22 protein-coding genes are annotated in these 26,347 nt (G+C 57.1%); 16 read left to right on the top strand and 6 right to left on the bottom strand.

What is annotated here, in order from left to right; translation table 11 throughout:
* Positions 1–26: 26 nt before the first annotated feature.
* The 15 genes from AVI_RS26530 to AVI_RS26460 all read left to right on the top strand — a co-directional run bounded on the left by AVI_RS26530 (position 27) and on the right by AVI_RS26460 (position 18,093).
* Positions 27–1,649, top strand: coding sequence for an ABC transporter substrate-binding protein (locus tag AVI_RS26530; RefSeq protein ID WP_041699712.1), 1,623 nt, complete (start codon positions 27–29; stop codon positions 1,647–1,649).
* 48 nt (positions 1,650–1,697) lie between these two features.
* Complete coding sequence (locus AVI_RS26525; protein ID WP_015918345.1) at positions 1,698–2,744, top strand: ABC transporter permease; 1,047 nt, start codon at positions 1,698–1,700, stop codon at positions 2,742–2,744.
* Positions 2,741–3,613 carry an ABC transporter permease gene (locus AVI_RS26520; RefSeq protein WP_015918344.1) on the top strand — a complete coding sequence of 291 codons (873 nt, stop codon included), beginning with the start codon at positions 2,741–2,743 and terminating at the stop codon, positions 3,611–3,613. The genes AVI_RS26525 and AVI_RS26520 overlap by 4 nt, the downstream gene beginning before the upstream one ends.
* Positions 3,610–5,241 (top strand): dipeptide ABC transporter ATP-binding protein, encoded by a 1,632-nt coding sequence (locus AVI_RS26515; RefSeq protein ID WP_015918343.1) that lies wholly within the window; start codon positions 3,610–3,612, stop codon positions 5,239–5,241. The genes AVI_RS26520 and AVI_RS26515 overlap by 4 nt, the downstream gene beginning before the upstream one ends.
* A gap of 22 nt (positions 5,242–5,263) precedes the next feature.
* Positions 5,264–6,604 carry an NtaA/DmoA family FMN-dependent monooxygenase gene (locus AVI_RS26510; protein ID WP_015918342.1) on the top strand — a complete coding sequence of 447 codons (1,341 nt, stop codon included), beginning with the start codon at positions 5,264–5,266 and terminating at the stop codon, positions 6,602–6,604.
* Positions 6,605–6,729: 125 nt separating this feature from the next.
* A complete protein-coding gene (locus AVI_RS26505) occupies positions 6,730–7,566 on the top strand; it encodes an ABC transporter ATP-binding protein (protein ID WP_015918341.1) in 837 nt (278 codons plus the stop codon).
* A gap of 66 nt (positions 7,567–7,632) precedes the next feature.
* Positions 7,633–8,706 (top strand): ABC transporter substrate-binding protein, encoded by a 1,074-nt coding sequence (locus AVI_RS26500; protein ID WP_015918340.1) that lies wholly within the window; start codon positions 7,633–7,635, stop codon positions 8,704–8,706.
* Positions 8,707–8,729: 23 nt separating this feature from the next.
* A complete protein-coding gene (locus tag AVI_RS26495; RefSeq protein ID WP_015918339.1) occupies positions 8,730–9,548 on the top strand; it encodes an ABC transporter permease in 819 nt (272 codons plus the stop codon).
* Between the two features lie 2 nt (positions 9,549–9,550).
* Entirely contained in the window at positions 9,551–10,336 is a 786-nt protein-coding gene (locus AVI_RS26490) for an ABC transporter permease (RefSeq protein WP_015918338.1), read from the top strand.
* A gap of 42 nt (positions 10,337–10,378) precedes the next feature.
* The gene (locus tag AVI_RS26485) at positions 10,379–11,710 is read left to right on the top strand and encodes an LLM class flavin-dependent oxidoreductase (RefSeq protein WP_015918337.1); all 1,332 of its coding nucleotides are present in this window, start codon (positions 10,379–10,381) and stop codon (positions 11,708–11,710) included.
* 215 nt (positions 11,711–11,925) lie between these two features.
* Complete coding sequence (locus AVI_RS26480; RefSeq protein ID WP_015918336.1) at positions 11,926–13,512, top strand: ABC transporter substrate-binding protein; 1,587 nt, start codon at positions 11,926–11,928, stop codon at positions 13,510–13,512.
* Between the two features lie 106 nt (positions 13,513–13,618).
* Positions 13,619–14,599 carry an ABC transporter permease gene (locus AVI_RS26475; RefSeq protein ID WP_015918335.1) on the top strand — a complete coding sequence of 327 codons (981 nt, stop codon included), beginning with the start codon at positions 13,619–13,621 and terminating at the stop codon, positions 14,597–14,599.
* A 4-nt stretch (positions 14,600–14,603) separates the two neighbouring features.
* Positions 14,604–15,530: an ABC transporter permease gene (locus tag AVI_RS26470; protein WP_015918334.1), complete on the top strand. Its 927-nt coding sequence runs from the start codon at positions 14,604–14,606 to the stop codon at positions 15,528–15,530.
* A complete protein-coding gene (locus AVI_RS26465; protein ID WP_015918333.1) occupies positions 15,527–17,221 on the top strand; it encodes an ABC transporter ATP-binding protein in 1,695 nt (564 codons plus the stop codon). The genes AVI_RS26470 and AVI_RS26465 overlap by 4 nt, the downstream gene beginning before the upstream one ends.
* A gap of 11 nt (positions 17,222–17,232) precedes the next feature.
* Positions 17,233–18,093 (top strand): NADPH-dependent oxidoreductase, encoded by an 861-nt coding sequence (locus tag AVI_RS26460; RefSeq protein WP_041699709.1) that lies wholly within the window; start codon positions 17,233–17,235, stop codon positions 18,091–18,093.
* A 50-nt stretch (positions 18,094–18,143) separates the two neighbouring features.
* Here the strand turns inward: AVI_RS26460 and AVI_RS26455 are convergent, their stop codons facing one another.
* The 6 genes from AVI_RS26455 to AVI_RS26430 all read right to left on the bottom strand — a co-directional run bounded on the left by AVI_RS26455 (position 18,144) and on the right by AVI_RS26430 (position 24,415).
* Entirely contained in the window at positions 18,144–19,373 is a 1,230-nt protein-coding gene (locus AVI_RS26455) for an acyl-CoA dehydrogenase family protein (RefSeq protein ID WP_139192471.1), read from the bottom strand.
* A 69-nt stretch (positions 19,374–19,442) separates the two neighbouring features.
* Positions 19,443–20,492: an aldo/keto reductase gene (locus AVI_RS26450; RefSeq protein WP_015918330.1), complete on the bottom strand. Its 1,050-nt coding sequence runs from the start codon at positions 20,490–20,492 to the stop codon at positions 19,443–19,445.
* 15 nt (positions 20,493–20,507) lie between these two features.
* A complete protein-coding gene (locus AVI_RS26445; RefSeq protein ID WP_015918329.1) occupies positions 20,508–21,449 on the bottom strand; it encodes an ABC transporter ATP-binding protein in 942 nt (313 codons plus the stop codon).
* Positions 21,427–22,425, bottom strand: coding sequence for an ABC transporter ATP-binding protein (locus tag AVI_RS26440; RefSeq protein ID WP_015918328.1), 999 nt, complete (start codon positions 22,423–22,425; stop codon positions 21,427–21,429). The genes AVI_RS26445 and AVI_RS26440 overlap by 23 nt, the downstream gene beginning before the upstream one ends.
* Entirely contained in the window at positions 22,422–23,429 is a 1,008-nt protein-coding gene (locus AVI_RS26435; protein WP_015918327.1) for an ABC transporter permease, read from the bottom strand. Before AVI_RS26435 ends, AVI_RS26440 begins: the two co-directional genes overlap by 4 nt.
* The gene (locus AVI_RS26430; RefSeq protein ID WP_015918326.1) at positions 23,426–24,415 is read right to left on the bottom strand and encodes an ABC transporter permease; all 990 of its coding nucleotides are present in this window, start codon (positions 24,413–24,415) and stop codon (positions 23,426–23,428) included. Before AVI_RS26430 ends, AVI_RS26435 begins: the two co-directional genes overlap by 4 nt.
* Positions 24,416–24,680: 265 nt before the next feature.
* On the opposite strand from AVI_RS26430, the gene AVI_RS26425 reads away from it, so the two are divergent.
* A complete protein-coding gene (locus AVI_RS26425) occupies positions 24,681–26,309 on the top strand; it encodes an ABC transporter substrate-binding protein (protein ID WP_015918325.1) in 1,629 nt (542 codons plus the stop codon).
* Positions 26,310–26,347 lie beyond the last annotated feature (38 nt).

Here is a 26,347-nt window from a genome sequence, read left to right as displayed (position 1 = left end):
ATTTCAAATTCTGGAGAAACACTCTTATGATCATCCGCAGACATGTTCTGAGCCTTGGCCTTGCTCTGGCCGCCGCAACGGCGCTTCCCACGATCAGCTGGGCAGCCGATCAAAAGCCAATCAGCGGCGGCAAGCTGACATGGGGCGTCGAGACCGAGCCTGCAACGCTCAACCCGCATCTGAATGGTCAAGATAAAACCAAACTGTTGCTGCGCAATGCCTATGAATCGCTTCTGGCCCGCACAGCCGATGGCGGCTATGTGCCATGGCTGGCAACAGAATACAGTATCTCCAGCGATGGCAAGACCTATACATTCAAGCTGCGCGATGATGTGCGCTTTACCGATGGGCAGGTGTTCGATGCCAAGGCGGTGGTCACCAATTTTGAGTGGCTGAAGGATGCGGCCTATTCGGGCAGCACCAGCGCAGGGCCGGTCTCACGTATCGCAGAAGCGAAGGCCGTGGATGCCCACACCGTGGCGTTCACGTTGAGTGATGTTTATGCGCCCTTTCTGGATTATGCCGCCAGCCTTGAAATTCTCTCTCCTGCGGCTTTCAACTCTCAGCAATTGAAATCCGGTGGGCCGGAAATTGCTGGAACCGGACCCTTTATTCTCAAGCGCTACACCAAGGGGCAAGACATCCAGTTTGTCAAAAATCCCGATTATCATTGGGCATCCGCCAATGCAGGCCATCAAGGCCCCGCCTATCTGGATGAGGTGACCTATCGTTTTCTGCCAGAATCCTCTGTGCGCATCGGTGCGCTCACCTCCGGGCAGGTGGATGTGATTGAAGGCGTTTCCGGCAATGATGCCAGTCTGTTCAAGGGCAATGCCGAGTATAGCTACCAGACAGCGCTCAACACCGGCACGCCTTATTCACTGTTTCTCAATGTCACCTGGGGACCAACGCAGGATGTGAAAATCCGCAAGGCGCTGGTGGCATCCATTGATGTCGATGCGGTGCTAAAGGCTGTCTATCGGGGTGAGCGCACCCGGGCCTGGGGCATTACCTCGCCCATCGATACGCAATTTTATGACAAGAGCATCGAAAAGACCTATGGAGCCGATCCCAAGCTGGCCAATCAACTGCTGGACGAGGCAGGCTGGACCAGCCGCGATGCCCAAGGCTTTCGCACCAAGGACGGCAAACGGCTCACCATTGAGGTGATCCAAGCACAGGCCACCGTGCGCGACCAGCGCGATGTGTTGCTGCAAGCCTTGCAGGCGCAGGCGCGGCAAAACGCCGGTATTGATCTGGCCATCGTGTTTGTCGATGCCGGAACCTATACGGAGCGGCGCAAAACCGGACAGTTTGGCTCTATTGCCAATTCCAACACCCCAACCGATGCCGTGGATATCGAGTTCCACTATCTACCGCTGACCAAGGGTGGCTCGATCAATTACAGCCGCGCAGAAGCCCCGGAACTGGAGCAATGGCTGAAAGAGGCGGCAGGCACGCTGGATCACGCCAAGCGTTTTGCGCTTTACTCCAAACTGCAACAATTTGCCATTGTTGATCAGGCCTATGCCCTGCCGCTCTATGAGCCGGAAGACCAGATTGCAGCCGCAAGCCAGATCAAGGGCATTGCGTTTCGTCCCTTCAAGCAATTGCCGGAAAGCGCCTACGACATCTGGCGCAGCCAGTAATTCCAGAGCTTTACCACCCCTCTGACACCCCCAACAGGAGCGACCACCATGGATGCCGAACAGACAACCACCCTTGGCCCGGCCACTCATACTAATGCCACTCATAGTCAGGTCCCCACTACTTGGCGTTCAAGCCGGTTCCGGCTCAGACGCAGCAGTCTGACCGGGCAGATCCTGACGCGGATTGGCTCTGGTTTGCTGGTGTTGTGGGCGGCGGTGACGTTGAGCTTCATCAGCCTGCATCTGGCTCCCGGCGATATTGTCAGCCTGCTGATTGGCGAACAGCTGCGCACGCCGGAAGTGGAGGCCGCTATTCGCGCCGAGTGGGGGCTGAATGATCCCGTGTATGTGCAATATATCCATTATCTGGGCCGGGTTCTGCATGGTGATTTCGGGCGGTCCTACATTTTGCAAACCGATGTTTCCGGTCTGGTGTTGTCGCAGATCTTGCCAACCCTGAAATTAACGGCAGCAGCGCTCACGGTCGCCATTGTGTTTGCCGTCACCATTGCTGTGCTGACGGCAGCCAAACGGGTGCCGCGCATCATCGCTGGTGGGTTGGAATTGCTGCTGATTTCCACGCCATCCTTCTGGCTCGGCATCCTGCTGTTGTTTGTGTTTTCCTTCACGCTGAAACTGTTTCCAGTCTCTGGCGACAGGAGCTTTTCGGCGCTGGTGCTTCCAGCCTTCGCCCTCGGTCTGCCGCTGGGGGCGGTGATTGCGCAGGTGTTGCGTGAGGGATTGGAGCGGGCGCTGGAAGAACCCTTTGCCTTGACGGTGCGCAGCTGGGGCACACACAGCCTTGTGCTGCGGTTGCGCCACGCGCTTCGCCATGCGGCCCTGCCAGCGGTAACGCTCACCGGCTGGCTGGTTGGCAATCTCTTGTCGGGTGCGGTCATTACCGAATCCGTGTTTGGCAGGCCGGGGTTGGGGCGTGTCACGGTCAATGCCGTTCTCGCCCATGACCTGCCCGTGGTGCTGGCGGTGGCCATTCTCTCGGCCTTTGTCTATGTGGTGTTGAGCACGGCGGTGGATGTGCTCTATCTGCGGCTTGATCCACGGTTGCGAACGAAGGCGCGGGAGGATGCGCGATGAGCCTTTCCTCCACACTGCTTGATCGCAACCTTGGCCGCACGAGTGATATTTTGCGCGGCATTCTCGCCCGTCCGGGCTTGCTGATTGCAGCTCTGTTCGTGGTTCTCGTTGCTCTTTCCACCCTGTGGCCCGCGCTGCTCACATCGGCTGATCCTATCACTGCCGATCCCTTGCAAGCACAATTGCCACCCTCAGCAGACCATTGGTTTGGCACCGATCATCTGGGGCGGGATGTGTTTTCCCGTGTGGTCTATGGCACGCGCTATTCCATTTTGATTGGCGTCAGCGCCATTACCATTGCTGCCGTGTTCGGCTCTCTGCTCGGCTTGCTGGCCGGGCTGTCACGCGGGCTTGTGGATGAGTTCATCACCCGTTTTCTCGATGTGGTTTCGTCCTTTCCCGATCTGCTGCTGGCGTTGGTGCTGATCTCCTTTACCGGCCCCGGCACGCTCAATCTTATTTTTGCGCTGGGCGTTGCCTCCATTCCCCGCTTTGCCCGGGTGGTGCGCGCCCAAACCTTTGTGATTGCCCAAAGTGGCTATGTGGAACAGGCCAAGACCTTTGGGCTGACCCGCCCTGTTCTGGTGTTTCGCCATGTGCTGCCCCATGCCATCGCGCAGGTGCCAATTCTGGCCACCATCGGCCTTGGCACTGCCATCATCAATGCGGCGGGCCTGAGTTTTCTCGGCATGGGTCCGCAGCCGCCAGCACCCGAATGGGGGGCGATGCTGGCCGATGCGCGCAATTATTTGCGCGTGGCGTGGTGGATTGGCGTGTGGCCGGGACTGGCCATTACCGCCACCGTGATTGCCATCAGCGTGCTGGGACGCCGCTGGCAGGCAGCATTTGAAGGCAGGAGACAGGCATGACCCCGCTGATCCAGATCCGCAATCTCACCATCGGCTTTCCAAAAGACGGGCGTGACCATAACGTTGTGCATGGCCTTGATCTGACAATCCATGCTGGGGAAACCCTGGCCCTTGTTGGCGAGTCCGGCTCTGGCAAATCTGTTACGGCACGCGCGCTGCTTGGCTTGTCTGGTCCGGGCGCAAAAATCAGCGCTGACCAATTCGACATCGAAGGCCAGTCGGTGTTGGGTTTTGGTGAAAAACAATGGCGCGCTTTGCGCGGCACAAAGGTGGGCTTTGTGCTTCAGGATGCGCTGGTGTCGCTCGATCCCTTGCGCCGCGTTTCGCAGCAATTGTCCGATGCCTTTGGCAGGCGCGGCTTTTTCAAACACCCGGATTTGCTGCAAAATAGCCGCGCTCTGCTGCAATCGGTCGGCATTCCTGATCCTGATCGACGCTTGCCGCAATATCCGCACGAGCTCTCCGGCGGCTTGCGCCAACGCGCATTGATTGCCACAGCCATTGCCCGCCACCCTGCCCTGCTGATTGCCGATGAGCCAACCACGGCGCTGGATGCCACGGTGCAAAAGCAAATTCTTGATCTGTTGGCAGAACGGCGCAAGGCGGGCCATACACTGCTGCTGATCAGCCATGATCTTGCTGTTGTCTCACGGTTGGCCGACCGGGTGTTGGTGATGAACAATGGATACATTGTTGAGGAAGGCCCAACCGCTAAAATCCTGAAGACCCCGGAGCATCCTTATACACGGCAATTGCTGGATGCGGTGCCATCGGCAAGCTCCAAAGGCTTTCGTTTGTCGCCTTCGACAGAGATCGAGTTGAAACGCCCTGCTGAGCCTATCCGCATTGCCCTGCCGCCTAAGCAGATTGACGATGGCCGCATTGTTTTGAGCGCCAACAATCTGGTGAAACGCTATGGCACCTCGCTTGCCGTCAATGACGTTTCCTTCCATCTCGCAGCTGGCGAAGCGCTGGGCATTGTTGGCGAATCAGGATCGGGCAAAACCACCGTTGCCAAAATCATTCTCGGGCTTGTGGAGCCAGATGGTGGCTCTGTGCTGATTGATGGCAAACCGTGGAGCAATATCAGCGAGGCCCAGCGCAGACCCAGACGCGCCCATATGCAATTGATTGCGCAAGATGCCCTCAGCTCGTTTGATCCCCGATACACGGTGGAGAAAATCGTTGGCGAAAGCCTTGATTCCGTTGGCGTCTATGGCGATGCCCGCCGTGCGCGGGTGATTGAAGTGCTGGATGCCGTGCGGCTCAACCGCAGCTTCCTTTCCCGCTATCCCCGTGAATTGTCCGGTGGCCAACGCCAGCGAGTGGCCATTGCCCGTGCCTTTGCCCCACACCCCACACTGCTGGTGGCCGATGAACCGGTGAGCGCGCTGGATGTTTCGGTGCAGGCGCAGGTGTTGGATTTGCTGGCCGAACTTCAAGCCGCATCGGGCACATCGCTGCTGTTTATCTCCCATGATCTGGGCGTTGTGCATCACCTGACAGACCGTGTGGTGGTGATGAAGGATGGCCGGATTGTCGAGGCCGGTCAGGTGGAAAACGTGTTTTCCACCCCACGCCACAGCTACACCCGCGCTCTTCTGGATGCCGTTCCCACACTTGCCTGACAATACAAAAAAGGAGTTCCCCATGACCCGCCCATCGTCTCGCCGTCTGAAAACTCTGGTCGGAGCAGGCAATCTCACCGCCGCCGCCAATGATGCAAGCCCGCAGGCCGGAGCCAAGCGCGCCGCTGATCTTGCCCGTAAGGCAGAAGCCGAGAAAATCACCGGCCTGTTCACCGCCGATTTGTTGCAAACTGACCCGGCAGGATTGGCAGGCACCACCGGCACCAATGAGCCGATCATTCAGCTGGCAGCGCTCAGTCAGGTGACATCGCACATCGGCTTGATTGCCACCGTGTCCACCACCTTCCATCACCCCTATAATCTGGCCCGCCAGATTGGCACGCTGGACCACGCCAGCGGTGGCCGTGCCGGATGGAATGCCGTGACATCCTCTGTTGGCGAGGAAAATTTTGGCGAAACACTGGCAAGCCCGGAGGAGCGCTATGCACGGGCAGCCGAATTCATTGAAGTGGTCAACGCCCTCTACGATGCCAATGAGCGTGACGCCGCCACCCGCCGCAATTCCGGCAGTATTTCCATTGATCCCGCCAAATTTCACCCGATCAATTATCGCGGCCAGCATTTTCAAGTCGAAGGGCCGCTGAATGTGCCGCCGCTGCCACAGGGCCGCCCGGTGCAGTTTCAGGCTGGGCAATCGGATGCTGGTGTCAATGTAGGTGCGCGCTATGCGGAAGTGGTCTATACCTCCCAGCCGAAGCTGGAGGATGCCATTGCCTTTGCGACCGACCTTCGCAATCGGGCCAAGGGATTTGGGCGTGGGGATGATCTGCCCTTCATCATGAACTCCTTCCACTCGGTGATCGGTGAAAGCGATGCCGATGTGGCGCGACGGGTGAAGGCAAAGCACGAGAAAATCGACTATGAGCAAGGCCGCCTGAAACTGGCCGATATGCTCGGTGGCCATCTGGATCTATCCGATCTGCCGCTGGATAAGCCCCTGCCCGAAGTGCTTTTGCCGGAAGTGACTAGCATCAACCGCAGACGCGGACGGGTGGAGATTTTCCGCCGCTACGCCCGCGAAGGTTTGACGTTGCGGCAATTGATCATTCACGCGCAGGATACTGGCCATTGGTCGGTTGCTGGCACGCCGGAGCAATTGGCCGATGCAATTGAAGAACGGTTCCGGGCAGGTGTGCTGGATGTCATTTCCCTGCATGGCCTTGGCAACCCCGATCAGGAAGACCTGTTGCTGAACGGGCTTTTGCCAGAGCTTCGCCGCCGCGATCTGATCGATACCGATTATGTCGGGCATGATTTCCGCTCCAATCTGGAGCTGCCAGAGATTTCAAGGCAACAAACGGCACTTCAGGAAAGTCCGGTGCAAAAAGCTGTTTTCGGCTGACACAGCCAATGTCGGATTTTCGGTAAAAACGAAAATCCGACAACTGTTCGACAATTAGAATATATTACCTATGGATTTTATCGAATATAACTAAACTCCCTCCAAACGAGGGAGATATTCCATCCATGACCGCAGGCGCGCACCTGACAATAAGAGATATCAGCCGATTATTCGATATCAATGGTAAGGTGTTGAATGCATTGGATAGCATTAATCTCGACATTACTGAGGGTGAATTTGTCACCATTGTCGGGGCCAGCGGTTGTGGAAAATCCACCCTGCTGAGGATTGCTGCTGGGTTGGATATCGCAAGCTCTGGCACCATTACCCATGCGGGAAAGGTGGTCAATGAGCCAAGCCTCGAGCGGGGTATCGTGTTTCAGGAGCCGCGCCTGTTTCCATGGCTCTCGGTCGAGCGCAACGTGGCTGTTGGCGTGGAAAATAGCGGTCTGCCCAAGGCCACGCGTCAGCAATTGGTGAGGGACCATCTGGAACTGGTTGGGCTGACGGGGTTTGCCAAAGCCTATCCCCACCAACTTTCCGGCGGCATGGCACAGCGGGCGGGTATTGCGCGTGGTCTCGTCAATCGACCCAATATTCTGTTTCTGGATGAGCCGTTTGGGGCATTGGATGCCATGACCAAAGCCCGGCTTCAGGATGAATTGCAGGAGATCTGGGCGCGGGAGCGCATCACCATGGTGCTTGTGACCCATGATGTGGAAGAGGCGGTCTATCTTGGCGATCGTGTGGTGGTGATGTCGGCACGGCCCGGCCGCATCCGCGACATCATCCCGGTTGAGATTGAGCGCCCACGTAGACGCACCTCCGCAGAGATTGTGGCTGCCCGCGACCGCGTGTTGCAAAGCCTGCATGGAAGCGATGAGGTGAGGCAGTCAAGCGGTGCAAGGCCCCTCCCCACCCGCGAAAACACTTTGGCGCAACCCGCCTTTTCCCACGGATAATATCAATTGGCTGCCCTTACCGCCGAAATACGCGATGTAGGTAGCCTGACATGAACGGAGTTATTGATGAAATCTGCCTTTCTTTTGCGTATCGCAACCAGCCTTGGTCTGCTGGCGCTTGTATCCGGCCCTTTGCAGGCGGCAGACCCTCTGGTGATCCATGTGGGCTACGCGGCGATCGGTGTCGATAATCGTCCCTTTGCCGAGGGAACATCGGCGGCCACGGCCCGCGCTGGCGAATATCTCGAAAAAGAATTCGCCAATGATCCAAACGTCAAGATCGAATGGACCTTTTTCAAGGGTGCAGGGCCAGCGGTGAATGAAGGCTTTGCCAACAACCAGCTGGATTTTGCCTATCAGGGCGATTTGCCTGCCATTATTGGCCGCGCCAATGGGTTGAAAACCAAATTTTTGCTGGCAAGTGGCGCTAGAAAGCCGCTGTACCTGGCTGTTGCCAACGGATCGGGGATCAAAACGGTTGAAGAGCTGAAAGGCAAAAAAGTCGCTTATCAACGCGGCACCAATGGCCATCTTGCTGCCGTCAAGATTCTGGAAGCCCACGGACTGAAAGAGCGCGATGTGCAGGTGATCAATCTGGATAGCGCAGGCACGGTTGCTGCCCTGACCAGCAAAGATATTGATGCTGCCTTTGGTGATACAGCCTTGATCAATCTGGCCGCCAACGGTTCTGCCGAGATTGTTTACACCACCAAGGGTGATGATCCGCGCTTTGGCCGCAACGCTGGCATTGTCGCGCGCGAAGCGTTTATCGACGCCCATCCAGAGATCACCCAGAAGGTGGTGGATGCCTTTGTGAAAGCCGCCAAATGGTCGTCAGATGAGCCAAACCGTGCCGCGCTTTTTGAGCTGTGGCACAAATCCGGCACGCCCGTGCCAATCCTGGAAGATTATTTCAGCAACGACACTTTGGCCTATCGCAACGCGCCACTGCTCGATGAGCTGCTGATTTCGCAATACAAGGAGCAGGCTGTGAAAAGCAAAGAGTTTGGCCTGATCCGCCGCGATGTCGATCTGAACGGCTGGTTTGAGCCGAAATATCTCAACAGCTCTTTTGAACGCCTTGGCCTGAAAACCTTTTGGAAGGCCTATGGCGCAGACGGCAAGCCGAGCGCGTCTTAAAACACGAGAAGGAGGCGCGAACGATGGCATCCGTTGCAGAACTTCTGGTTCCCCATGCGGGAACAAGACAGATCAAAATCCCAAAGAGTGTCACATCGCTCTTGCTGGCACTGGTGCTGCCGTTCGCTCTCCTGTTGCTGTGGTGGCTGACCTCTGTTCAGGGGTGGCTGCCGGAACAGATTTTACCCGCACCCCGCTATGTCTATGAAACAGCCAGCAATCTGATTGGTGATGGAGAATTGCTCTATCACACCGGGGTTAGCCTGCGGCGCGTTGTGATCGGCTTTACCATCGGGGCCAGTCTTGGCCTGTCGCTTGGCGTGTTGATGGGCCTATCCCCGCGGGCTGAAGATTATATCAAACCGTTGTTTCTGGCGCTTGCGCAAATCCCCACGCTGGGCTGGATTCCCCTGCTGATGTTGCTGGTCGGCATTGAAGAAACGCTGAAAATCATCATCATCGCCAAGGGCGCGTTTGTGCCTGTGACGCTCAATACCTTTTCCGGCATCCGCAATGTTTCCGTGAAATATCGGGAGATTGGCCGCAGTTTTCGCTTCAGCCCTTGGCAGCAACTTCGGCTGATTGTGCTGCCCGCTGCCGCTCCAACCATTTTCACCGGCATTCGCTATGGCCTGACCAATGCATGGACCTCTCTGGTGGGGGTTGAACTGCTGGCCTCATCCGAGGGCCTTGGCTATCTGCTGGTCTGGGGTCGGCAAATGTTTTGGCTGGATACGGTCATTGTGGCCATGGTGGTGATCGGGCTGGTTGGTTTTATCATGGATCGCGGCTTGCGGCGCACCGAAAACCTGCTGCAACGCTGGAAGCAGGAGGAGGCGTGATCATGGCGCAGACAGCATCCTCTCATTCTGCCGTGAACTGGACCCGTGTTCGGCGCGGCGTTGTTCTGCCTTTGCTGTTGCTGCTGATCTGGGAGATTTCCAGCCGTACGCATCTGGTCGATCCCCGCTTTCTACCCAGTCTGGAAGAGGTGGCGCACACGGCAAAGCGAGAGATTTTGGACAACGGCCTTGCGGGCGAACTCGGTGCGAGCCTGCTGCGCAATCTCTCGGGTTTTGGCATTGGTGCCGTGCTGGGCATCAGCTTTGGCACGCTTGTGGTGCTGACAAAACTTGGCGAACGGCTAGTGATGCCAACCTTCAACGGGCTGAAACAGATTTCGCTTCTGGCATGGATCCCGCTGATTTCCATCTGGTTCGGCTTTGGCGAACAGGCAAAAATTGTCTTTGTCGCGCTGGCGGCCTTCATCCCCATTGCGCTCAATACATTTGACGGTATCCGTCAGGTACCGCGTGACCTGATCGAAGTTGGCCGGGCGCTGCGTTTTTCGCCACGCCAGCGGATCTTCACCATCTATCTGCCCTCGGCCCTGCCGATGATTGCCACGGGCGTTCATCTTGGCCTGATATATTCCTGGCTGGCCACCGTGGGTGCAGAATATTTTCTTGCCGTTGGCCCGGGCATTGGCGGGTTGGTAATTGCCGGACGCGAACGTTTTGATATGTCCCTGGTGATGGTCGGCGTCATCATTCTGGGACTGGTTGGCTTTATATTCAACCGTCTCGCCGCTGCCCTCGAAACACATCTGTTGCGTTGGCGGGTCAACTGACACCATCATGCTGCGAATGGAATTTTCCGGAGACGTGCTGATATGACAACACAGAAACAATTGCATCTGGGTGCTTTCATGCGTCCGGTCAGTCTTCACACGGGTGCATGGCGCTATCCGGGAGCCTTTCCCGATGCCAATTTCAATTTCGGCCATATCGTTTCCTTTGCGCAAAAGCTTGAAGCTGCGAAATTCGATGCGTTTTTCATGGCGGATCATCTGGCCGTACTCAACATGCCGGTAGAGGCGCTCAAACGCAGCCACACCGTCACCTCGTTTGAGCCTTTCACGTTGTTATCCGCTTTAGCCGCACTCACCAGTCATATTGGTCTTGTGGCCACAGCCTCCAGCACATTTGAAGAGCCTTACCACCTTGCCCGCCGCTTTGCCTCGCTGGATCATATCAGCGGTGGCCGGGCGGGATGGAACATTGTCACCACCGCCAACCCCGATTCTGCCTTGAATTTTGGTCGCGATGCCCATGTCGAACACGGCGAACGCTATGAACGGGCGCGAGAATTTTATGACGTCGTCACCGGCCTTTGGGACAGTTTTGCCGATGATGCCTTCACCCGTGATGTTGAAAGCGGTCAGTTTTTTGACCCCGCGAAAATGCATGTGCTGGACCACAAGGGTGCCGAACTCTCGGTGCGCGGACCGCTGAACATTGCCCGCCCCCCGCAGGGATGGCCGGTGATTGTCCAGGCCGGTCAATCGGAGCCTGGGCGTCAGCTTGCCGCAGAAACGGCCGAAGTGGTATTTTGCGCACCGCGCGATCTGGCGGCTGGCAAAGCACTCTACGCCGATATCAAAGGCCGGATGGGCAAGATTGGCCGCAATCCCGACCATCTGAAAATTCTGCCTGCCGCCTTCGTTGTCATTGGTGACAGCGTGGAAGAGGCCCGCGCAAAGCGGCTGAAGCTGGACGGTCTTGTGCATTATGACAGCGCCATTGCCTCGCTGTCGATTGCACTTGGGCATGACGTTTCCGGGCTCGACCCCGATCAACCACTGCCAGAGATTCCAGACACCAATGCCAGCAAATCCAGCCGCGAACAGGTACTCAAACTGGCCCGCGAAGAAGGTTTGAGCGTACGCCAACTTGCCCAGCGCTATGGCGGTTACGCCGGCCTTGCTTTTGTCGGCACCGCCGCAAGCGTTGCTCAAGAAATGGCCGAATGGTTGCAGGAACATGGCTCGGATGGCTTCAATGTGGTCTTCCCCTATTTGCCGCAGGGGCTGGATGACGTGGTGGAAAAACTGGTGCCTGAGCTGCAACGTCAGGGGCTTTTCCGCAAGGATTATCAAGGGGTAACCCTGCGTGACAATCTGGGCTTGCCGCGCCCGGAAAACCGGTTTTTCCCAGGTGCGTGATCGACTGTTCTGAACAACCGTCGGCAATTGCGTTTTCGAGAATGGAATAACACAACCAAGCCGAGATAGAGCAGGATCAATTCCTAAACCGTGACAGGAGAGCACAAAACAACCTTATAAATACATATAAACTATATATTTTATCATCAATTAACCTCTTGGCTTTCACGGGACATGGCACCCCTGCACTGTCCCTCACCGTGATGGAGTTATTGATGATCAAAACGCATATTGCAGGCCTCGCCGCCGCATTTCTGGGCCTATCTCTGCTGGCAACAACAGCGGATGCTGCCACCCTTCGCTGGGCGCGCGCATCGGACGCGCTGACACTCGACCCGAATGCCCAAAATGATGGTGTGACTGGTGCGTTGCTGGACCAGATCTATGACACGCTTGTCACCCGCGATGCCAAGGGCGCGTTGGAGCCAAGGCTTGCGACAGAATGGAAGGTTAAGGATGGCGCTCCGGCAACCTGGGTGTTCACCATCCGCAAGGGCGTCAAGTTTCATGACGGCTCCGCTCTGACGGCAGAAGATGTGGTGTTTTCCATCAATCGCGCCCGCTCGGACAAATCCAAGCTGCGGCAATTGCATGCCGATGTTGTGGATGTAAAGGCAGTTGGCGAGGATAAGGTTGAGGTGACGTTGCGTGCCCCCAACCTGATCTATCCCAACAACCTCACAGGCACCGATATTCTCAGCAAGAGCTGGGCAGAAAAGAACAATGCGCTGGAGGTGCAAGATGCCGCAGCCTCCAAAGACAATTTTGCTGTGCGCAACGCCAATGGCAGCGGACCCTATATTCTGAAATCCCGTGAAGTGGGTGTTCGCACCGTACTAGAAGCCAACCCTGCCTATTGGGGTGAGAAAAATCAGGGCATTACGGAAATCGTCTACACGCCGATTGCCGACAACGCCACGCGCATTGCCGCCTTGCTCTCCGGCGAAGTGGATTTTGTGCAGGATGTGCCTGTGCAGGATATTGAGCGCCTGAAGAAAACATCCGGTGTCAAACTGCTGACCACCCCGGAAAATCGCTCGATCTTCCTCGGCTATCGATTGGACAAGGCCCCTCTGGCATCGTCGAATGCCAAGGACAAGAACCCGTTGAGCGACCTGCGCGTGCGCGAAGCCTTTGATCTGGCCATTGACCGCGAAGCCCTGAAAACCGTGGTGCTGCGTGGCAATGCCGTGCCAACCGGCATTATTGTTCCGCCGTTTGTGCATGGCTGGACACCGGCGCTGGACACCTATTCCAAGCCAGACATTGCCAAAGCAAAGGCACTGCTGACAGAAGCTGGCTACCCGGACGGCTTCACCATCACGCTGGATACGCCCAACAACCGCTATGTGAATGACGAGGCGATTTCTCAAGCCGTCGTCGGCTTTCTGGGTCGCATTGGCGTGAAGGTCACGCTGGCATCACGGCCCTTCACCCAGCATTCTCCGCTGCTGGCAGATCGGAAATCTGACTTCTTCCTCTACGGCTGGGGTGTTCCGACCTATGATAGTGCCTATAATTTCAACGACCTGATCCATTCGCGCAACGATCACTACGGCGCGTGGAATGCCACCTATTTCTCGGATGCCGCCATTGATGCGAAAATCGAATCTCTGGGAACAGAGGTGGATGTGGCCAAGCGCGATAAAACCATCTCTGAGCTTTGGACCTACGTGAAGGACCAGCATCTATATCTGCCGCTGCACAATCAGATCATTGCCTGGGCTGTGCGCGACGGTTTTGGTCTTGAAATTCCAACCAATAACACACCTCGGTTTAACCGCGGCACAACAGGCAGTTAACCTTTGTCACCCCGCCCAATGGGGGTGGGATAATCTTGTAAGGCAATACATTGACAGCGCCGAGCGGTTTCTCAAACGCCCGGCGCTGGATGATTGGATAGGATGCATGGCAGGTTTTATTCTCAGACGGTTTTTTCAATCCATAGGCGTCATGCTGGCGGTGGCGCTGATTGCCTTTGCTGTGATCCGCTTTGTTGGCGATCCCTTGGAATCGCTGACCAGTCAGGAAACGCGGCTGGATGAAAGGGTTGAGCTTAAGGCGCGGCTTGGTTTGGATCAGCCCGTGCCCATCCAGTTTCTCACCTTTCTCAAGCGCGGCATCAGCGGCGATTTCGGCACGTCCTACAAACAGCAAGAACCTGTCACCCGGATGATTTTTGAACGATTGCCCGCCACGCTGGAGCTTGCCACGGCATCCAGCCTGATTGCGCTGCTGTTTGGCGGTCTTTTCGGCGTTTATTGTGCTTTGCGGCCCAAGGGTGTTTTGACCCATGCAATCATGACCCTGTCGCTGGTTGGTGTTTCGCTGCCCACGTTTTTAATCGGCATTGGCCTGATCGCAGTCTTTTCGGTGCAGCTTGGCTGGCTGCCGTCTTTCGGACGGGGTGAAACGGTCAAGCTTGGCTGGTGGACCACGGGCCTTTTGACCCTTTCGGGCTGGCGCTCGCTGATCTTGCCCGCCATCACCCTGTCGCTCTTTCAGATGACCATGCTGATGCGGCTGATCCGGGCAGAAATGCTGGAGGTGCTGCGGCAGGATTATATCCGCTTTGCCCGCGCCAGAGGCCTGTCCCGCCGCAGCATCCACTTTGGTCATGCTTTGAAAAATACGCTGGTGCCGGTCATCACTGTGGCTGGCCTGCAATTTGGCTCGGTCATCGCCTTTGCCGTGGTGACGGAGACGGTGTTTCAATGGCCGGGTGTTGGCTCCCTGTTCATCAATTCGGTGCAGTCCGTGGATGTGCCAGTGATGGCGGCTTATCTGGTGTTTATCTCGGCTCTGTTTGTGCTCATCAATCTGATTGTTGATGGCCTCTATTACGCTGTTGATCCGCGTTTGCGGATTGTGCGCACGGGCACGGAGTGATGCCATGACCACCCAAACCCTACGTCCTTTTTCGAAACGCCACAGGTGGCGCAGGATTTCCCCCGTCACGATCTTGGCGGGTGCCTTGGCCGTCGTGTTGGTGCTGGCTGCCTTGTTTGCCCCGCTTCTTGCGCCCCATGATCCGTTCAATCCGGCAACGCTGGATTTGATGGATGGCATGACACCGCCCATGGCCGCCAATGCCTTTAGTTGCAAAGTGTTTTGGCTGGGCACAGACAATCAGGGCCGTGATATTCTCTCGTCCATTCTCTATGGCAGCCGGGTGTCCTTGCTGGTTGCCTTTTCCGCCACGCTTTTATCGCTGGCTTTGGGTGTTGGTGCGGGGCTAATCAGCGGTTACGCAGGCAATGCCGTGGATGCCGTGATCATGCGCGTTGCCGATGCGCAGCTGACCTTCCCGACCATTCTGGTCGCCCTGCTGATCTTTGGCATTGCCCACGGCATCATTCCGGCATCACAGCAGGAACAGGCTGCGGTGTGGATTCTGATTTTCGCCATCGGCTTTTCCAACTGGCCCCAATTTGCCCGCACCGTGCGCGGGGCCGTGCTGGTGGAAAAACGCAAGGATTATGTGGCGGCTGCAAAGCTCATCGGCGTCAGCCGCAGCCGCATTCTGCTCACGCATATCCTGCCCAATATTGCCGGGCCGGCTCTGGTGATTGCCACCATCGGTCTGGCGCTTGCTGTCATTGAAGAGGCAACCCTGTCCTATCTTGGTGTTGGCGTGCCGCCCACGCGGCCGTCGCTTGGTACGCTGATCCGCATTGGCCAGCAATTCCTGTTTTCGGGGGAATGGTGGATTATCGGTTTTCCCGCTGCCACGCTGGTTCTGCTGGCCCTGTCCGTCAATCTGTTGGGAGACCGCTTGCGCGATGCGCTCAACCCGCGCCTGAGGAACAATCGCCGATGAGCCTGTCTTTATCCAAAACAAAACCCGTTCTGCGTATCAATAGTCTGAGCGTGGATTTTCCCGGTTTTGATGGCAATTTTCGTGCAGTCGATGACCTATCGCTCACCATTGCCCGTGGCGAAGTGCTGGGCGTGATTGGCGAATCCGGCGCTGGCAAATCCATGACCGGAGCTGCGATCATTGGCCTGATTGATCCCCCCGGCCGCATCACCTCTGGCGAAATCCACCTGCAAGGCGAGCGGATTGATAACCTCGGTGACAAAGCGCTGGAAACTTTGCGCGGACGGCGGATCGGCACCGTGTTTCAAGACCCGCTGGTCAGCCTCAATCCGCTTTACACCATTGGTCAACAGCTGATTGAAACCATTCGCCGCCACCTGCCGCTGGATCAGGGGCAGGCGCGGCAAAGGGCGATAGACCTGTTGCGTGAGGTGGGTATTGATGAGCCAGCACGGCGGCTGGATGCCTATCCGCATGAATTTTCCGGTGGAATGCGCCAACGGGTGGTGATTGCGCTGGCCGTGGCCGCCGATCCCGACCTGCTGATTGCCGATGAGCCGACCTCGGCATTGGATGTGTCCGTGCAGGCGCAGATTATTGCGCTGCTTAAGTCTCTTTGCCAGCGGCGCGGGCTGGCTGTTCTGCTGATCACCCACGACATGGGCGTGGTCGCGGAAATCGCCAACCGCGTTGTGGTGATGCACAAGGGCCGGATTGTGGAAAGCGGGTCCGTGGCTGAGGTGATTGGCAGTCCCAAGCATGATTACACCCGGGCGCTGATTGCCGCCATCCCTTCGATTAGGCGTAAAAACACGCGGGCCTCGGTGGCATCCAAAGGGGATTTGGTCAAGGTGGAAGGCTTGATCCGCGATTTTGCCCTGCCGGGTGGCGGTGGCCTGCCGTTTTTCAGCAAAAATCGAAAGCAGCGCAGTCTTCGCGCCGTCAATGATGTCAGTTTTTCGATTGGCGAGGGCCAGACCTTTGCGCTGGTGGGCGAATCCGGTTCTGGCAAGTCCACCATTGCCCGCATTGTCGTGGGCCTTCTCGGCGCACAAGCGGGCAAGGTCACCATCGGCGGTACGGTGTTGGGGCAGGATAAGGCCCCCGCCCTGAAAGGCGCTGTGCAGATGATCTTTCAAGATCCCTATGCCAGCCTCAACAGCCGTTGGCGGATTGGTGACATTATTGCCGAACCCATCCGAACCCTTGGCCTGGAAACAGACAATCGCGTGATTGAGCAGCGTGTTACAGATCTTCTGGAAAAAGTCCGGCTTGATCCCGATGCGCGCAGCCGCTTTCCCCATGAGTTTTCCGGCGGGCAACGCCAGCGCATAGCCATTGCTCGCGCCCTTGCCAGCCGCCCGCGCTTCATTGTGTGTGATGAACCAACCTCGGCGCTGGATGTGTCGGTGCAGGCACAAGTGCTGGAGTTGATGGCTAGCCTGCAAGCAGAATTCGGCCTGACCTATCTGTTGATCAGCCATAATCTGGCTGTTGTGCGGCAAATGGCAGACCGGGTTGGCGTGTTGAAAAACGGTGTTCTGGTGGAGGAAGGGCCTGTCGAGGAGGTGTTCGAACGTCCTCAGCATGACTACACCCGAATGTTAATCGCAGCCGTCCCCGACATCGATGATAGTGTCGTGCCATCAACAGATGTCAAACAACGTCCAAAAGTCTTATCCGATCATTGAAAGGAAAAACCATGACGGTGCATTCTGGATCACTCACTGCGGCCTCTGATGTACCGCAGGCTTCTGCCGCAGAACGCATCAAAGCCCGCTATGGCGTCCCGCCAAGTGTTTTGCCACCCAGCTGGAATGAGACGCTGGATGTGTTGCTGAACCATCGTTCCGCACGCGCCTATCTGCCCAAAGCCCTGCCGCAAGGCACGGTGGAACTGCTGGTAGCAGCAGCACAATCGGCTCCCACCTCCTCCAATCTGCAAGCGTGGAGCGTGGTGGCTGTTGAAGACCCGGAGCGCAAGGCGCGTCTGGAAGAATTTGCCGCTCCCAATCCGCAAATCAATGCTGCGCCGCTGTTTCTGGTCTGGCTGGTCGATCTCGCCCGGCTAAGAGCCATTGCCCGCAGCAATGACAGCGAGGGTGCAGGACTGGATTATCTGGAAAGCTTTGTGATTGGCGCGATTGATGCCGCCCTTGCCGCCCAGAATGCGGTGGCGGCCATTGACTCGCTTGGTCTTGGCTCGTGTTATATCGGCGGCATCCGCAATCGGCCAGAGGATGTGGCGCGGGAATTGAATCTGCCGCCTGAAACCATCGCTGTGTTTGGCCTCACAGTGGGCTATCCCGATCCAGCGGTAAAAACCGATGTAAAGCCGCGCCTGCCGCAATCGGCAGTGCTGTTTCGGGAGCAATATGGCACGGTGAGTGAACAGGATCTGGCCAGCTATGATGAGCGGCTAAAAACCTTCCAGCAAGGCCAAAATCTGCCGCAAGCGGGATGGACCAGCGTGATTGCCAAGCGCATTGGCAGTGCGAGCGCTCTCAAAGGCCGGGTTGAATTGACCGCCATTTTGCGGCGCTTTGGTTTTGCCTTGAAGTAAAGCCCTGATAAAGCCTGTCTGGTGGCTCTCCACCAGACAGGCATCAAACTTTAGAACACCCGGCCTTCTTTCAAATGCGTGGTGGTGCCGTTCAGGTAATAATCGCCGACCACCCGCGCCTTGTGCAGCAACGGATTGTGATTGTAGACGGTGCGAATATTGCGCCAGTGGCGATCAAGATTAAATCGGCGCGAGGTGGCCGAGCCGCCGCCCAGCTCGAAGATATTGGTGGCCACCGAAAGTGCCAGTTGCGAGGTAATGATCTGCGTCTGGGCGGTGATGAGCGAGGCAGAAATCAGTGCTGTTTCAATCGCCTCTTCATCGCCCATTGCAAAGGTCTCTGCCGTGCGGTCCAGTGCGCGTGCGGCTTCGCGGATCAAGGTTTGAACCGCAAAGGCACCCGAGGTGATTTCACCCAGCATTTTTTGCACAAAAGGATCGTCATTGGCGGTTTCTGCTGTGCTGTGCAGGGTGGTGCGGGCGTGGTTGAGCACATAATCAATGCCATCTTTCACCGCCCCTTGCACGGCACCCGCAGCCGATGCCGCCAGATGCAGTTGCCGCAGCGCGCCGCAATGGCGACCAATCTGGCTGGAGAGCTTGCGGCCAGTTACTTCATGCGCCAGCACCTCGACATTTTCCAGCAACACGCCACCGCTGGCCGTCATGCGCTGGCCCATGCCATCCCAGTCATCCAGAATGGTAATGCCCTTGCGATCCAGCGGGATCAGCACGCCGATGGGATCTCCCTGTTCATCCACCGCGCTGAAGGAGCCAAAATCGGCAAAGGCCGTGCCGGTGGCATACCATTTGCGCCCATTCAGCCGATAGTGATCGCCCTCACGGCTGAGAACCGTGGTGATTTCGCCGGGCCGTTTCGTGCCCTGCTCGGTGCTGGCTCCGGCAAACAGTTTTCCCTCCAGCACATGGTCCAGATGTCGGCGGTCTTCCAGCACGGTTGGGCCAAGCGCCAGCCCTTCGGTGAAGTTGAAATGACTGCGCAAGGCGTGGGGTATATTGCTATCGGCTTCACCCAAAATCATCAACAGCTCGATATAATCGGCAATTGATCCACCCGGTCCACCCTTGGCTTTGGGAATACGCAGCGTGCCGAGCCGTGCCTCCTTGATCAGCCGGAAAGCCTCAAACGGCAATTCCCGTTCCAGCTCGCTGCGGGCTGCATCCTTGGCAAAGGTGTCGGACAGGGTGCGGGCCTGCGCAAGCAAGCCATCGCGGGTTAAGGCCTCGGTGCTATCTGGAACACGCGCGCTGTGGGGCATGGTCATCATCCTTCAAAACTGAGCAGGCAGCCGGAGTGTTCATCTTCACCCCGGCTGCCACATCCATGATCAGGCAACGGCGCGAACCGGCTTAACCGAGGGCTGATCGTTATAGCGTGGCACTCGGCCTTCAACCGGGTGGCTTGGGTCATTAAAGCCCGGCGTAGACGGATGCCCCTCAGCGACCAGACTGTTGACCAGCGCCTCATCCTCTGCATCCAGCCGCACATCCAGAGCACGGATATAGCCATCCCAATGCTCCTCTGTGCGAGGACCAGTAATGGCGGCGGTGATGTAGCGGTTGTTCAGCACCCAAGCGAGGGCGAAATCGGCAGCGGAAATGCCCTTGGCGTGGGCGTGGGCGGCCACCTTGCGGGCGATCTCCACCGATTCAGGCCGCCATTCGGTTTCCAGAATGCGCTTGTCGCCACGGCCTGCGCGGGTATCGGCGGCGGGTGCCTTGCCCGGCTCATATTTGCCCGTCAAAACCCCACGCGCCAGCGGCGAGTAGGACACAACACCAAGCCCGTAATGATGGGCGGCGGGAAGCTGTTCAGCCTCTGCGGTGCGGTTGACGATATTGTATAGCGGCTGGCTGGCAATGGGGCGATCAATGCCGAGCTGATCGGCCAGATGCGCAATTTCTGCAATGCGCCAGCCACGGAAATTCGAGACGCCAAAATAGCGCAGCTTGCCTGCACGGATCAGATCGGCAATGGCGCGCACCGGCTCTTCCAATGGGGCATCAAACACCGCACGGTGGAAATAGAGAATGTCGATGTAATCGGTGTTGAGGCGGCGCAGCGAATTTTCCACCGTCTCGATCACCCATTTGCGCGACTGGCCGCCGAGATTGGGACCTTTTTCGCGGGAATTGACAAATTTTGTCGCCAAAACCCAGTGATCACGGCTTGCCTTGATGCCACGCCCGACCACTTCCTCGGATTTGCCATCGTGATAGACATCTGCCGTATCAATGAAATTAATGCCCTGCTCGCGCGCCTTGTCGATAATGCGAAAGGCCACTTCATCCGGCGTTGGGCCGCCAAACATCATCGTGCCAAGGCTGAGGGGTGAAACTTTCAGCGCACTGCGTCCCAGATAACGATAGTCAACCATAGTCCTTACTCCATTTCAGTGTTCGTTGGCGTGATGGCAGGCCACGGCATGGGCTTGACCAAACAGTTGATAATCCGGTGCCTGTTCACGACAGAGATCTGTCGCCAGCGGGCAGCGGGTGTGAAAGCGACAGCCAGAGGGCGGATTGTGCGGGCTTGGCAAATCGCCGGAAATCGGGGCTGCCTGCTTGCGCCTCGCCGGGTCTGGCACAGCTGCCAGAAGTGCGCGGGTATAGGGATGTCTCGGGTTGGCCCATAGCTCTGCCGTGGGCGCACTTTCAACGATCTTGCCCAGATACATCACCAGCACCCGATCTGAAAAATAGCGCACCACCGATAGATCATGGGAAACAAACAGATAGGACAGCGACAGGCGGCTCTTCAGCTCCACCAGCAGATTGAGAATCTGTGCCTGAATGGACAGGTCCAGTGCGGAGACCGGCTCATCACACACCACCAGCTCTGGCTCCAGAATGATGGCGCGGGCAATTCCGATGCGTTGGCGCTGGCCGCCGGAAAATTCATGCGGGTAGCGATCCAGTGAATCGGCTGGCAATCCCACCTGTTCAATAATCGCCTCAACAATCTCGCGGCGGCGTTTACCATCACCAATGCCATGCACTTTCAGCGGCGTGGTCAAAATGGTGCGGATGGTCTGGCGTGGGTTGAGCGAGGCAAACGGGTCTTGAAAGATCATCTGAATGCGGCGGCGAATGCCGCGTAACTCATTGGCTGGCATGGCCGTGACATCGCCGCCCTGAAAGGTGATCTGGCCAGAGGATGGCTCCACCAGCCGCATCAGCGATTTGCCAAGCGAAGATTTGCCGCAGCCGGATTCGCCCACCAGCGCCACGGTTTCACCGGCTTCAATCTCCAGCGACACATCATCCACAGCCCGCACGGTTCCCCGTGCGCCGGCATATTGGGTGGAAAGATTACGCACCGACAAGAGCGTCATGGGACACCTCCGAAAAGTTTGCGGACACCACAGGACAGGCTGCAAACCGCCCCGGCGACACTTGCGTCAAAGACGGCACGGCCTGACCGCAAGACGTGCGCGCGCTGGAACAGCGAGGGCGAAAGGCACATCCCTTCTCATTGACCGAAGAGGTGATGGAGCCGGGAATTTCCACCAAGGGTCCATCGCGGTAATGCTGCCCTGCCCCGCCGCGCGGAGACGCAGCCAGAAGACCACGGGTATAGGGATGATAAGGCTGATCAAACACCGGCTGCGGCAGACCTTCTTCCACCTTTCTCCCGGCATACATCACCATAACCCGATCCGCCCATTGGGCGACAATGCCCAGATCATGGGTGATGAGAATGACCGCCATGTTCAAATCCCGGCGCAAATTATCCAGCAATTGCAGGATTTGTGCCTGAATGGTCACATCCAGCGCTGTGGTCGCCTCATCGGCAATCAACAGTTCGGGATTGCAGGCCACGCCAATGGCAATCATCACCCGCTGACGCATGCCGCCGGAGAGTTGATGCGGGTAATCATCCACCCTTTTTCCCGATTCAGGGATGTTGACGAGATCCAGCAATTCGATAGCACGTTTACGCGCCTGTTTGCGGTCCAGCTTTTCGTGAATGCGCAGCACTTCGGTGATTTGCTCGCCCACCGTCAGCACTGGATTGAGCGAGGTCATCGGCTCTTGAAAGATCATGCCGATCTCGCCGCCGCGAATGGCGCGCCATTGCCGTTCACTATAGGTCAAAAGCTCGCGGCCCTTGAAGCGGATGGAGCCGCCCTTTTGCGCATGCGATGGCAAAAGCCCGATCAGACCCAGCGCCGTCAAGGATTTGCCAGAGCCGGATTCGCCAACAATCGCCAGCATTTCGCCGCGTTCCACCGAAAAGCTGACGCCCTTGACCGGCTGGGCGCTGCCGAAACCAACGGAAAAATCCCGAACATCAATCAAAGCACTCATCGACGTTCCTCCGAAAAGCGGGGATTGAGCGCATCATTCAACCCGTCACTGATCAGGTTGAGGGAGATGACCGTAAACACAATGGCCAGCCCCGGCAGGGCCGTGAGATACCAGGCCGTACGGATCACCTCACGGCCAGAGCCAATCATCGAACCCCAGGAGACCCGGTTTGGATCGCCCAGACCCATGAAAGACAGGGCCGCTTCCATCAAAATCGCACCCGCGACCATCACCGACGATGTGACAATAATCGGCGGCAGGGCATTGGGCAGAATTTCTGCAAACACGATGCGGGCATGGCCATAGCCGAGACTTCGCGCGGCCAGCACATAATCTTTTTCGCGGATTGCGCGGAATTCGGCGCGGGTCAGCCGGGCCACCATCGGCCATGTAATGATACCGATGGCAAAGGTCACGGTGGTGATCGACGGCTGTGCAATGGCCACCAACACCACCAGCAGCACAAAGCTGGGAAGCGTCTGGAAAATCTCGATGATCTTGACGAGAACATCATCGATCACGCCACCGAAATAGCCTGCAAATGCACCAATGGTGACGCCGATGGTCAGCCCCATCACGGTTGCGGCAATGCCGACTGTGAGCGAAACCCGTGCCCCGTGCACAATACCCGCCAGCACGTCACGCCCCATGGAATCGGTTCCCAGTGGATAGGCGGGGTTCTGCCCCGGCCAGAGGAAGGGCCGCGACACCATTTCCAGCGGATCGCCGGGATAAAGCAAGGGAGCCAGAAGCGCTGTGATGATGACAATGGCCAGAAACGCCACGCCAATCAACGCATTGGGGTTGGTGAGAAAGATTTTGACCTCACGGCGCAGACCCCGTTTTGGTATCAGACTGGTGCGGGCTGTCAGCGCGTCGGGTGCATGGACATAGGGCCAGCCTTTGGGGGCTTTGGCCTCTTTGGCCGTTTCAACGCTTGCCTTTTCCCCTTCACGCTGGCGCGTAGCCTCGGCGAGCGGTGTCGTTGCATTGATAATTGTCATTGGCTTTCTCCAATCCGCGGGTCGAGCCAGGCCTGAAACAGATCCACGGCAGCATTGATGATGATCACCAAAAAGGATGACAGCAGCAGAATTCCCAAAAGCACGCTGAAATCACGGGCCATGACCGCTTCAAATGCCAGCCGCCCCAGACCCGGCCAGCTGAACACGGTTTCCACCACAACAGCGCCACCCAGCATGCCGCCAAGATGCATTCCGGCCATGGTGGTGATAGGGATCAAAGCGTTGCGCAGGATATGGCGCAACGTCAGCCGAAGCGGTGTGACACCCTTGGCGCGGGCGGTGCGCACATAGTCCTGTGATTTCACTTCCAGCATGGCGGCGCGGGTGAGTCGGGCATAGATCGCCAAATAATAAAGCGACAGCGAAGTTGCTGGCAGAACAATATACCGAGCGCGATCCAAAAGCGCCGCATAGCCGGTCAGCGGGCTGCCAATGGTGCTATCACCGCCGGAAGGCAACCAACCCAGCTTGACGGAAAACAGCAGGATCAGCATCAAACCGATCCAGAAACCGGGTACGGAATAAAACAGCAGCGAACCAAGGGAGATGACCCGGTCCGGCAGGCGACCCGAAAACACCGCCATGACGGAGCCAAGCACCACCCCAAGCACAAGCGCAATGATAAAGGCCGCCCCCATCAGCACCAATGTGCCGGGCAGTCGTTGCCCAATCAGCTCGGCCACCGGCATGCCATAGCGCGGCGAATACCCCAGACTGAAATGAGCAAGATTACCAAGATAATTGCCCAGTTGGTGCAGCACGGGCAGATCAAGACCAAAGCGCGCGCGAATATCCGCCATTGTCTCGACGGTGGCGGAGCCAGCCTCTGCGGCCAGCACATCGGCGGCATCGCCCGGTGCCAGTTGCAGCAGAAAAAAGTTCAGGATCACGATGCCCACAACGGTGGGTATGGCCTGCAACGTCACACGGCTTGCGCGTTTCAATATTCGGTTTGATGCGGTCATCACTATCGCCTGAAGTGCAGTTTTGAAATTGAGTTCTATGTCAGTAGTTGACTAATTTTATATATTTTGTCAAACATGAGAAAAGAATATTTTTCTGAAAAAATGAGATGTGTCGCGCATAATAGGAATTATATGCCGATAAATCGGACATTTTAACCAACTCCAACTACGAAAGCGTTGCGCGACAGAAGAATTTTCACTTAGCCATCCAGCTATTGGAAAATGTCGCTCTGGTTGCAGCCTGCCCACGCAGCGAGGGAAAACAATGATCGTCAACCGCCCGTCTACCGAACACGCCGCCCATTCCACAACCCGTCGCGGCTTTCTGCTGGCATCGGCAGCAGTCAGCGCATTTGCTGTGAGCGGCACAAATTTGCGCGCCGCAACGCCGGCAAAGGGTGGCACGGCAACGCTGCTTTTGTCGTCTGAGCCTCCGGTTTTGACCACCATTGCCCATACCGCGTTCAACTCGGTCTATGTCTCGCCAAAGGTCACCGAGGGGTTGCTGACCTATGATTTTGACCTCACGCCTAAGCCCTTGCTGGCAACTGAATGGCAGATCAGCCCGGACGGGCTGAAATATACGTTCAAACTGCGCGATGGGGTGAAATGGCATGATGGCAAGCCCTTCACCTCGGCAGATGTGGCGTTTTCCATCAAAACCATTGCCCAAGTCCATCCGCGTGGGCGCAACACATTCCTCAATTTGACGGAAGTGGAAACCCCGGATGCACGCACGGTGGTGCTCGTGCTGTCCAAGCCAGCCCCCTATCTCATCACCGCCCTTGCCTCTTCCGAGACGCCGATTGTACCAAAGCATCTCTATGAAGGCACCAAAGTGCAGGAAAACCCGGTCAATCTTGCCCCTGTTGGCACCGGCCCCTACAAGTTCAAGCAATGGGTGCGCGGCAGCCATATCGTTTATGTCCGCAATGAGGACTATTGGGACAAGCCCCGCCCCTATCTCGACAGCCTGATCGTGCGCTTCATCTCGGATTCGGCAGCGCGGTCGATTGCGATTGAGGCGGGTGAGATTGATCTGGCGCCAAGCACACCGGTGTCCTACGGCGACCTGGATCGGTTGAAAGCCTTGCCGCATATCGGCTTTGAAACGCAGGGCTACCAATACTCCAACGGTGTCACGCGGGTTGAATTCAATCTGGAAAAAGAGTTTTTCAAGGATGTGCGGGTGCGCCGCGCCTTCGCTCATGTGATTGATCGCAATGTGATTTTCAACACGGTCAATTACGGCTATGGCGCGCCGATTACCGGCCCCATCAATCCCAAACTGTCAAAATGGTATGTTTCGGACCTGAAGACCTATCCCATTGATCTCAAAGCAGCGGAAGCCCTGCTGGATGACGCTGGCTATAAGCGTGGGCCAGATGGCATTCGCGCCCGCCTCAAACTCGATTATGTACCGGGTGAAGGCTATCCGCGTGGCGCGGATTATATTCGTCAAGCACTGGCCAAGGTGGGCATTGAGGTCACAGTGCGCACACAGGATTTCGCCACCTATACCAAACGCATCTACACTGACCGTGATTTCGATTTTGCCTATGAAGGCATGAGCAATCTGTTTGATCCCACCGTGGGTGTACAGCGGCTTTATTGGAGCAAGAACTTCCTAAAAGGCGTGCCTTTCTCCAATGGTGCGGCCTATAGCAACCCGAAAGTCGATGCCCTGCTGGAAGCAGCAGCGGTGGAGATTGATCCGAAAAAGCGCGTGGCGCAGTGGAAGGAAATCCAGCAGATTCTGGTGGAGGATGTGCCTGCCATCGATATCGCTGCGGCTCCCGAAATCACCATTTATAACAAGCGTATCGCCGATCACACGCTGGGCGCGGAAGGCATCATCAGCAGCCTCGCCTTCGCCTATATCGCGTCAACGTAAGGCTGGATTTCTCAAGGTTTTCGCCGGGCGTTGAGCCG

The organism is Allorhizobium ampelinum S4 (genome assembly GCF_000016285.1).
Classification (GTDB): Bacteria; Pseudomonadota; Alphaproteobacteria; order Rhizobiales; family Rhizobiaceae; genus Allorhizobium; species Allorhizobium ampelinum.
Note: the sequence above shows the minus strand (reverse complement) of the source record. Positions and strands in the feature narration are given on the sequence as shown.

What these genes read in the sequence shown, in the direction of transcription:
- AVI_RS26500 (WP_015918340.1), top strand. Translation starts at nt 7,633, where the DNA reads ATGAAATCTGCCTTTCTTTTGCGTATCGCAACCAGCCTTGGTCTGCTG.
- AVI_RS26460 (WP_041699709.1), top strand. Translation starts at nt 17,233, where the DNA reads ATGACGGTGCATTCTGGATCACTCACTGCGGCCTCTGATGTACCGCAG.
- AVI_RS26515 (WP_015918343.1), top strand. Translation starts at nt 3,610, where the DNA reads ATGACCCCGCTGATCCAGATCCGCAATCTCACCATCGGCTTTCCAAAA.
- AVI_RS26435 (WP_015918327.1), bottom strand. Translation starts at nt 23,429, where the DNA reads ATGACAATTATCAATGCAACGACACCGCTCGCCGAGGCTACGCGCCAG.
- AVI_RS26440 (WP_015918328.1), bottom strand. Translation starts at nt 22,425, where the DNA reads ATGAGTGCTTTGATTGATGTTCGGGATTTTTCCGTTGGTTTCGGCAGC.
- AVI_RS26495 (WP_015918339.1), top strand. Translation starts at nt 8,730, where the DNA reads ATGGCATCCGTTGCAGAACTTCTGGTTCCCCATGCGGGAACAAGACAG.
- AVI_RS26480 (WP_015918336.1), top strand. Translation starts at nt 11,926, where the DNA reads ATGATCAAAACGCATATTGCAGGCCTCGCCGCCGCATTTCTGGGCCTA.
- AVI_RS26445 (WP_015918329.1), bottom strand. Translation starts at nt 21,449, where the DNA reads ATGACGCTCTTGTCGGTGCGTAATCTTTCCACCCAATATGCCGGCGCA.
- AVI_RS26490 (WP_015918338.1), top strand. Translation starts at nt 9,551, where the DNA reads ATGGCGCAGACAGCATCCTCTCATTCTGCCGTGAACTGGACCCGTGTT.
- AVI_RS26470 (WP_015918334.1), top strand. Translation starts at nt 14,604, where the DNA reads ATGACCACCCAAACCCTACGTCCTTTTTCGAAACGCCACAGGTGGCGC.
- AVI_RS26455 (WP_139192471.1), bottom strand. Translation starts at nt 19,373, where the DNA reads ATGCCCCACAGCGCGCGTGTTCCAGATAGCACCGAGGCCTTAACCCGC.
- AVI_RS26525 (WP_015918345.1), top strand. Translation starts at nt 1,698, where the DNA reads ATGGATGCCGAACAGACAACCACCCTTGGCCCGGCCACTCATACTAAT.
- AVI_RS26485 (WP_015918337.1), top strand. Translation starts at nt 10,379, where the DNA reads ATGACAACACAGAAACAATTGCATCTGGGTGCTTTCATGCGTCCGGTC.
- AVI_RS26430 (WP_015918326.1), bottom strand. Translation starts at nt 24,415, where the DNA reads ATGACCGCATCAAACCGAATATTGAAACGCGCAAGCCGTGTGACGTTG.
- AVI_RS26425 (WP_015918325.1), top strand. Translation starts at nt 24,681, where the DNA reads ATGATCGTCAACCGCCCGTCTACCGAACACGCCGCCCATTCCACAACC.
- AVI_RS26475 (WP_015918335.1), top strand. Translation starts at nt 13,619, where the DNA reads ATGGCAGGTTTTATTCTCAGACGGTTTTTTCAATCCATAGGCGTCATG.
- AVI_RS26510 (WP_015918342.1), top strand. Translation starts at nt 5,264, where the DNA reads ATGACCCGCCCATCGTCTCGCCGTCTGAAAACTCTGGTCGGAGCAGGC.
- AVI_RS26530 (WP_041699712.1), top strand. Translation starts at nt 27, where the DNA reads ATGATCATCCGCAGACATGTTCTGAGCCTTGGCCTTGCTCTGGCCGCC.
- AVI_RS26505 (WP_015918341.1), top strand. Translation starts at nt 6,730, where the DNA reads ATGACCGCAGGCGCGCACCTGACAATAAGAGATATCAGCCGATTATTC.
- AVI_RS26520 (WP_015918344.1), top strand. Translation starts at nt 2,741, where the DNA reads ATGAGCCTTTCCTCCACACTGCTTGATCGCAACCTTGGCCGCACGAGT.
- AVI_RS26450 (WP_015918330.1), bottom strand. Translation starts at nt 20,492, where the DNA reads ATGGTTGACTATCGTTATCTGGGACGCAGTGCGCTGAAAGTTTCACCC.
- AVI_RS26465 (WP_015918333.1), top strand. Translation starts at nt 15,527, where the DNA reads ATGAGCCTGTCTTTATCCAAAACAAAACCCGTTCTGCGTATCAATAGT.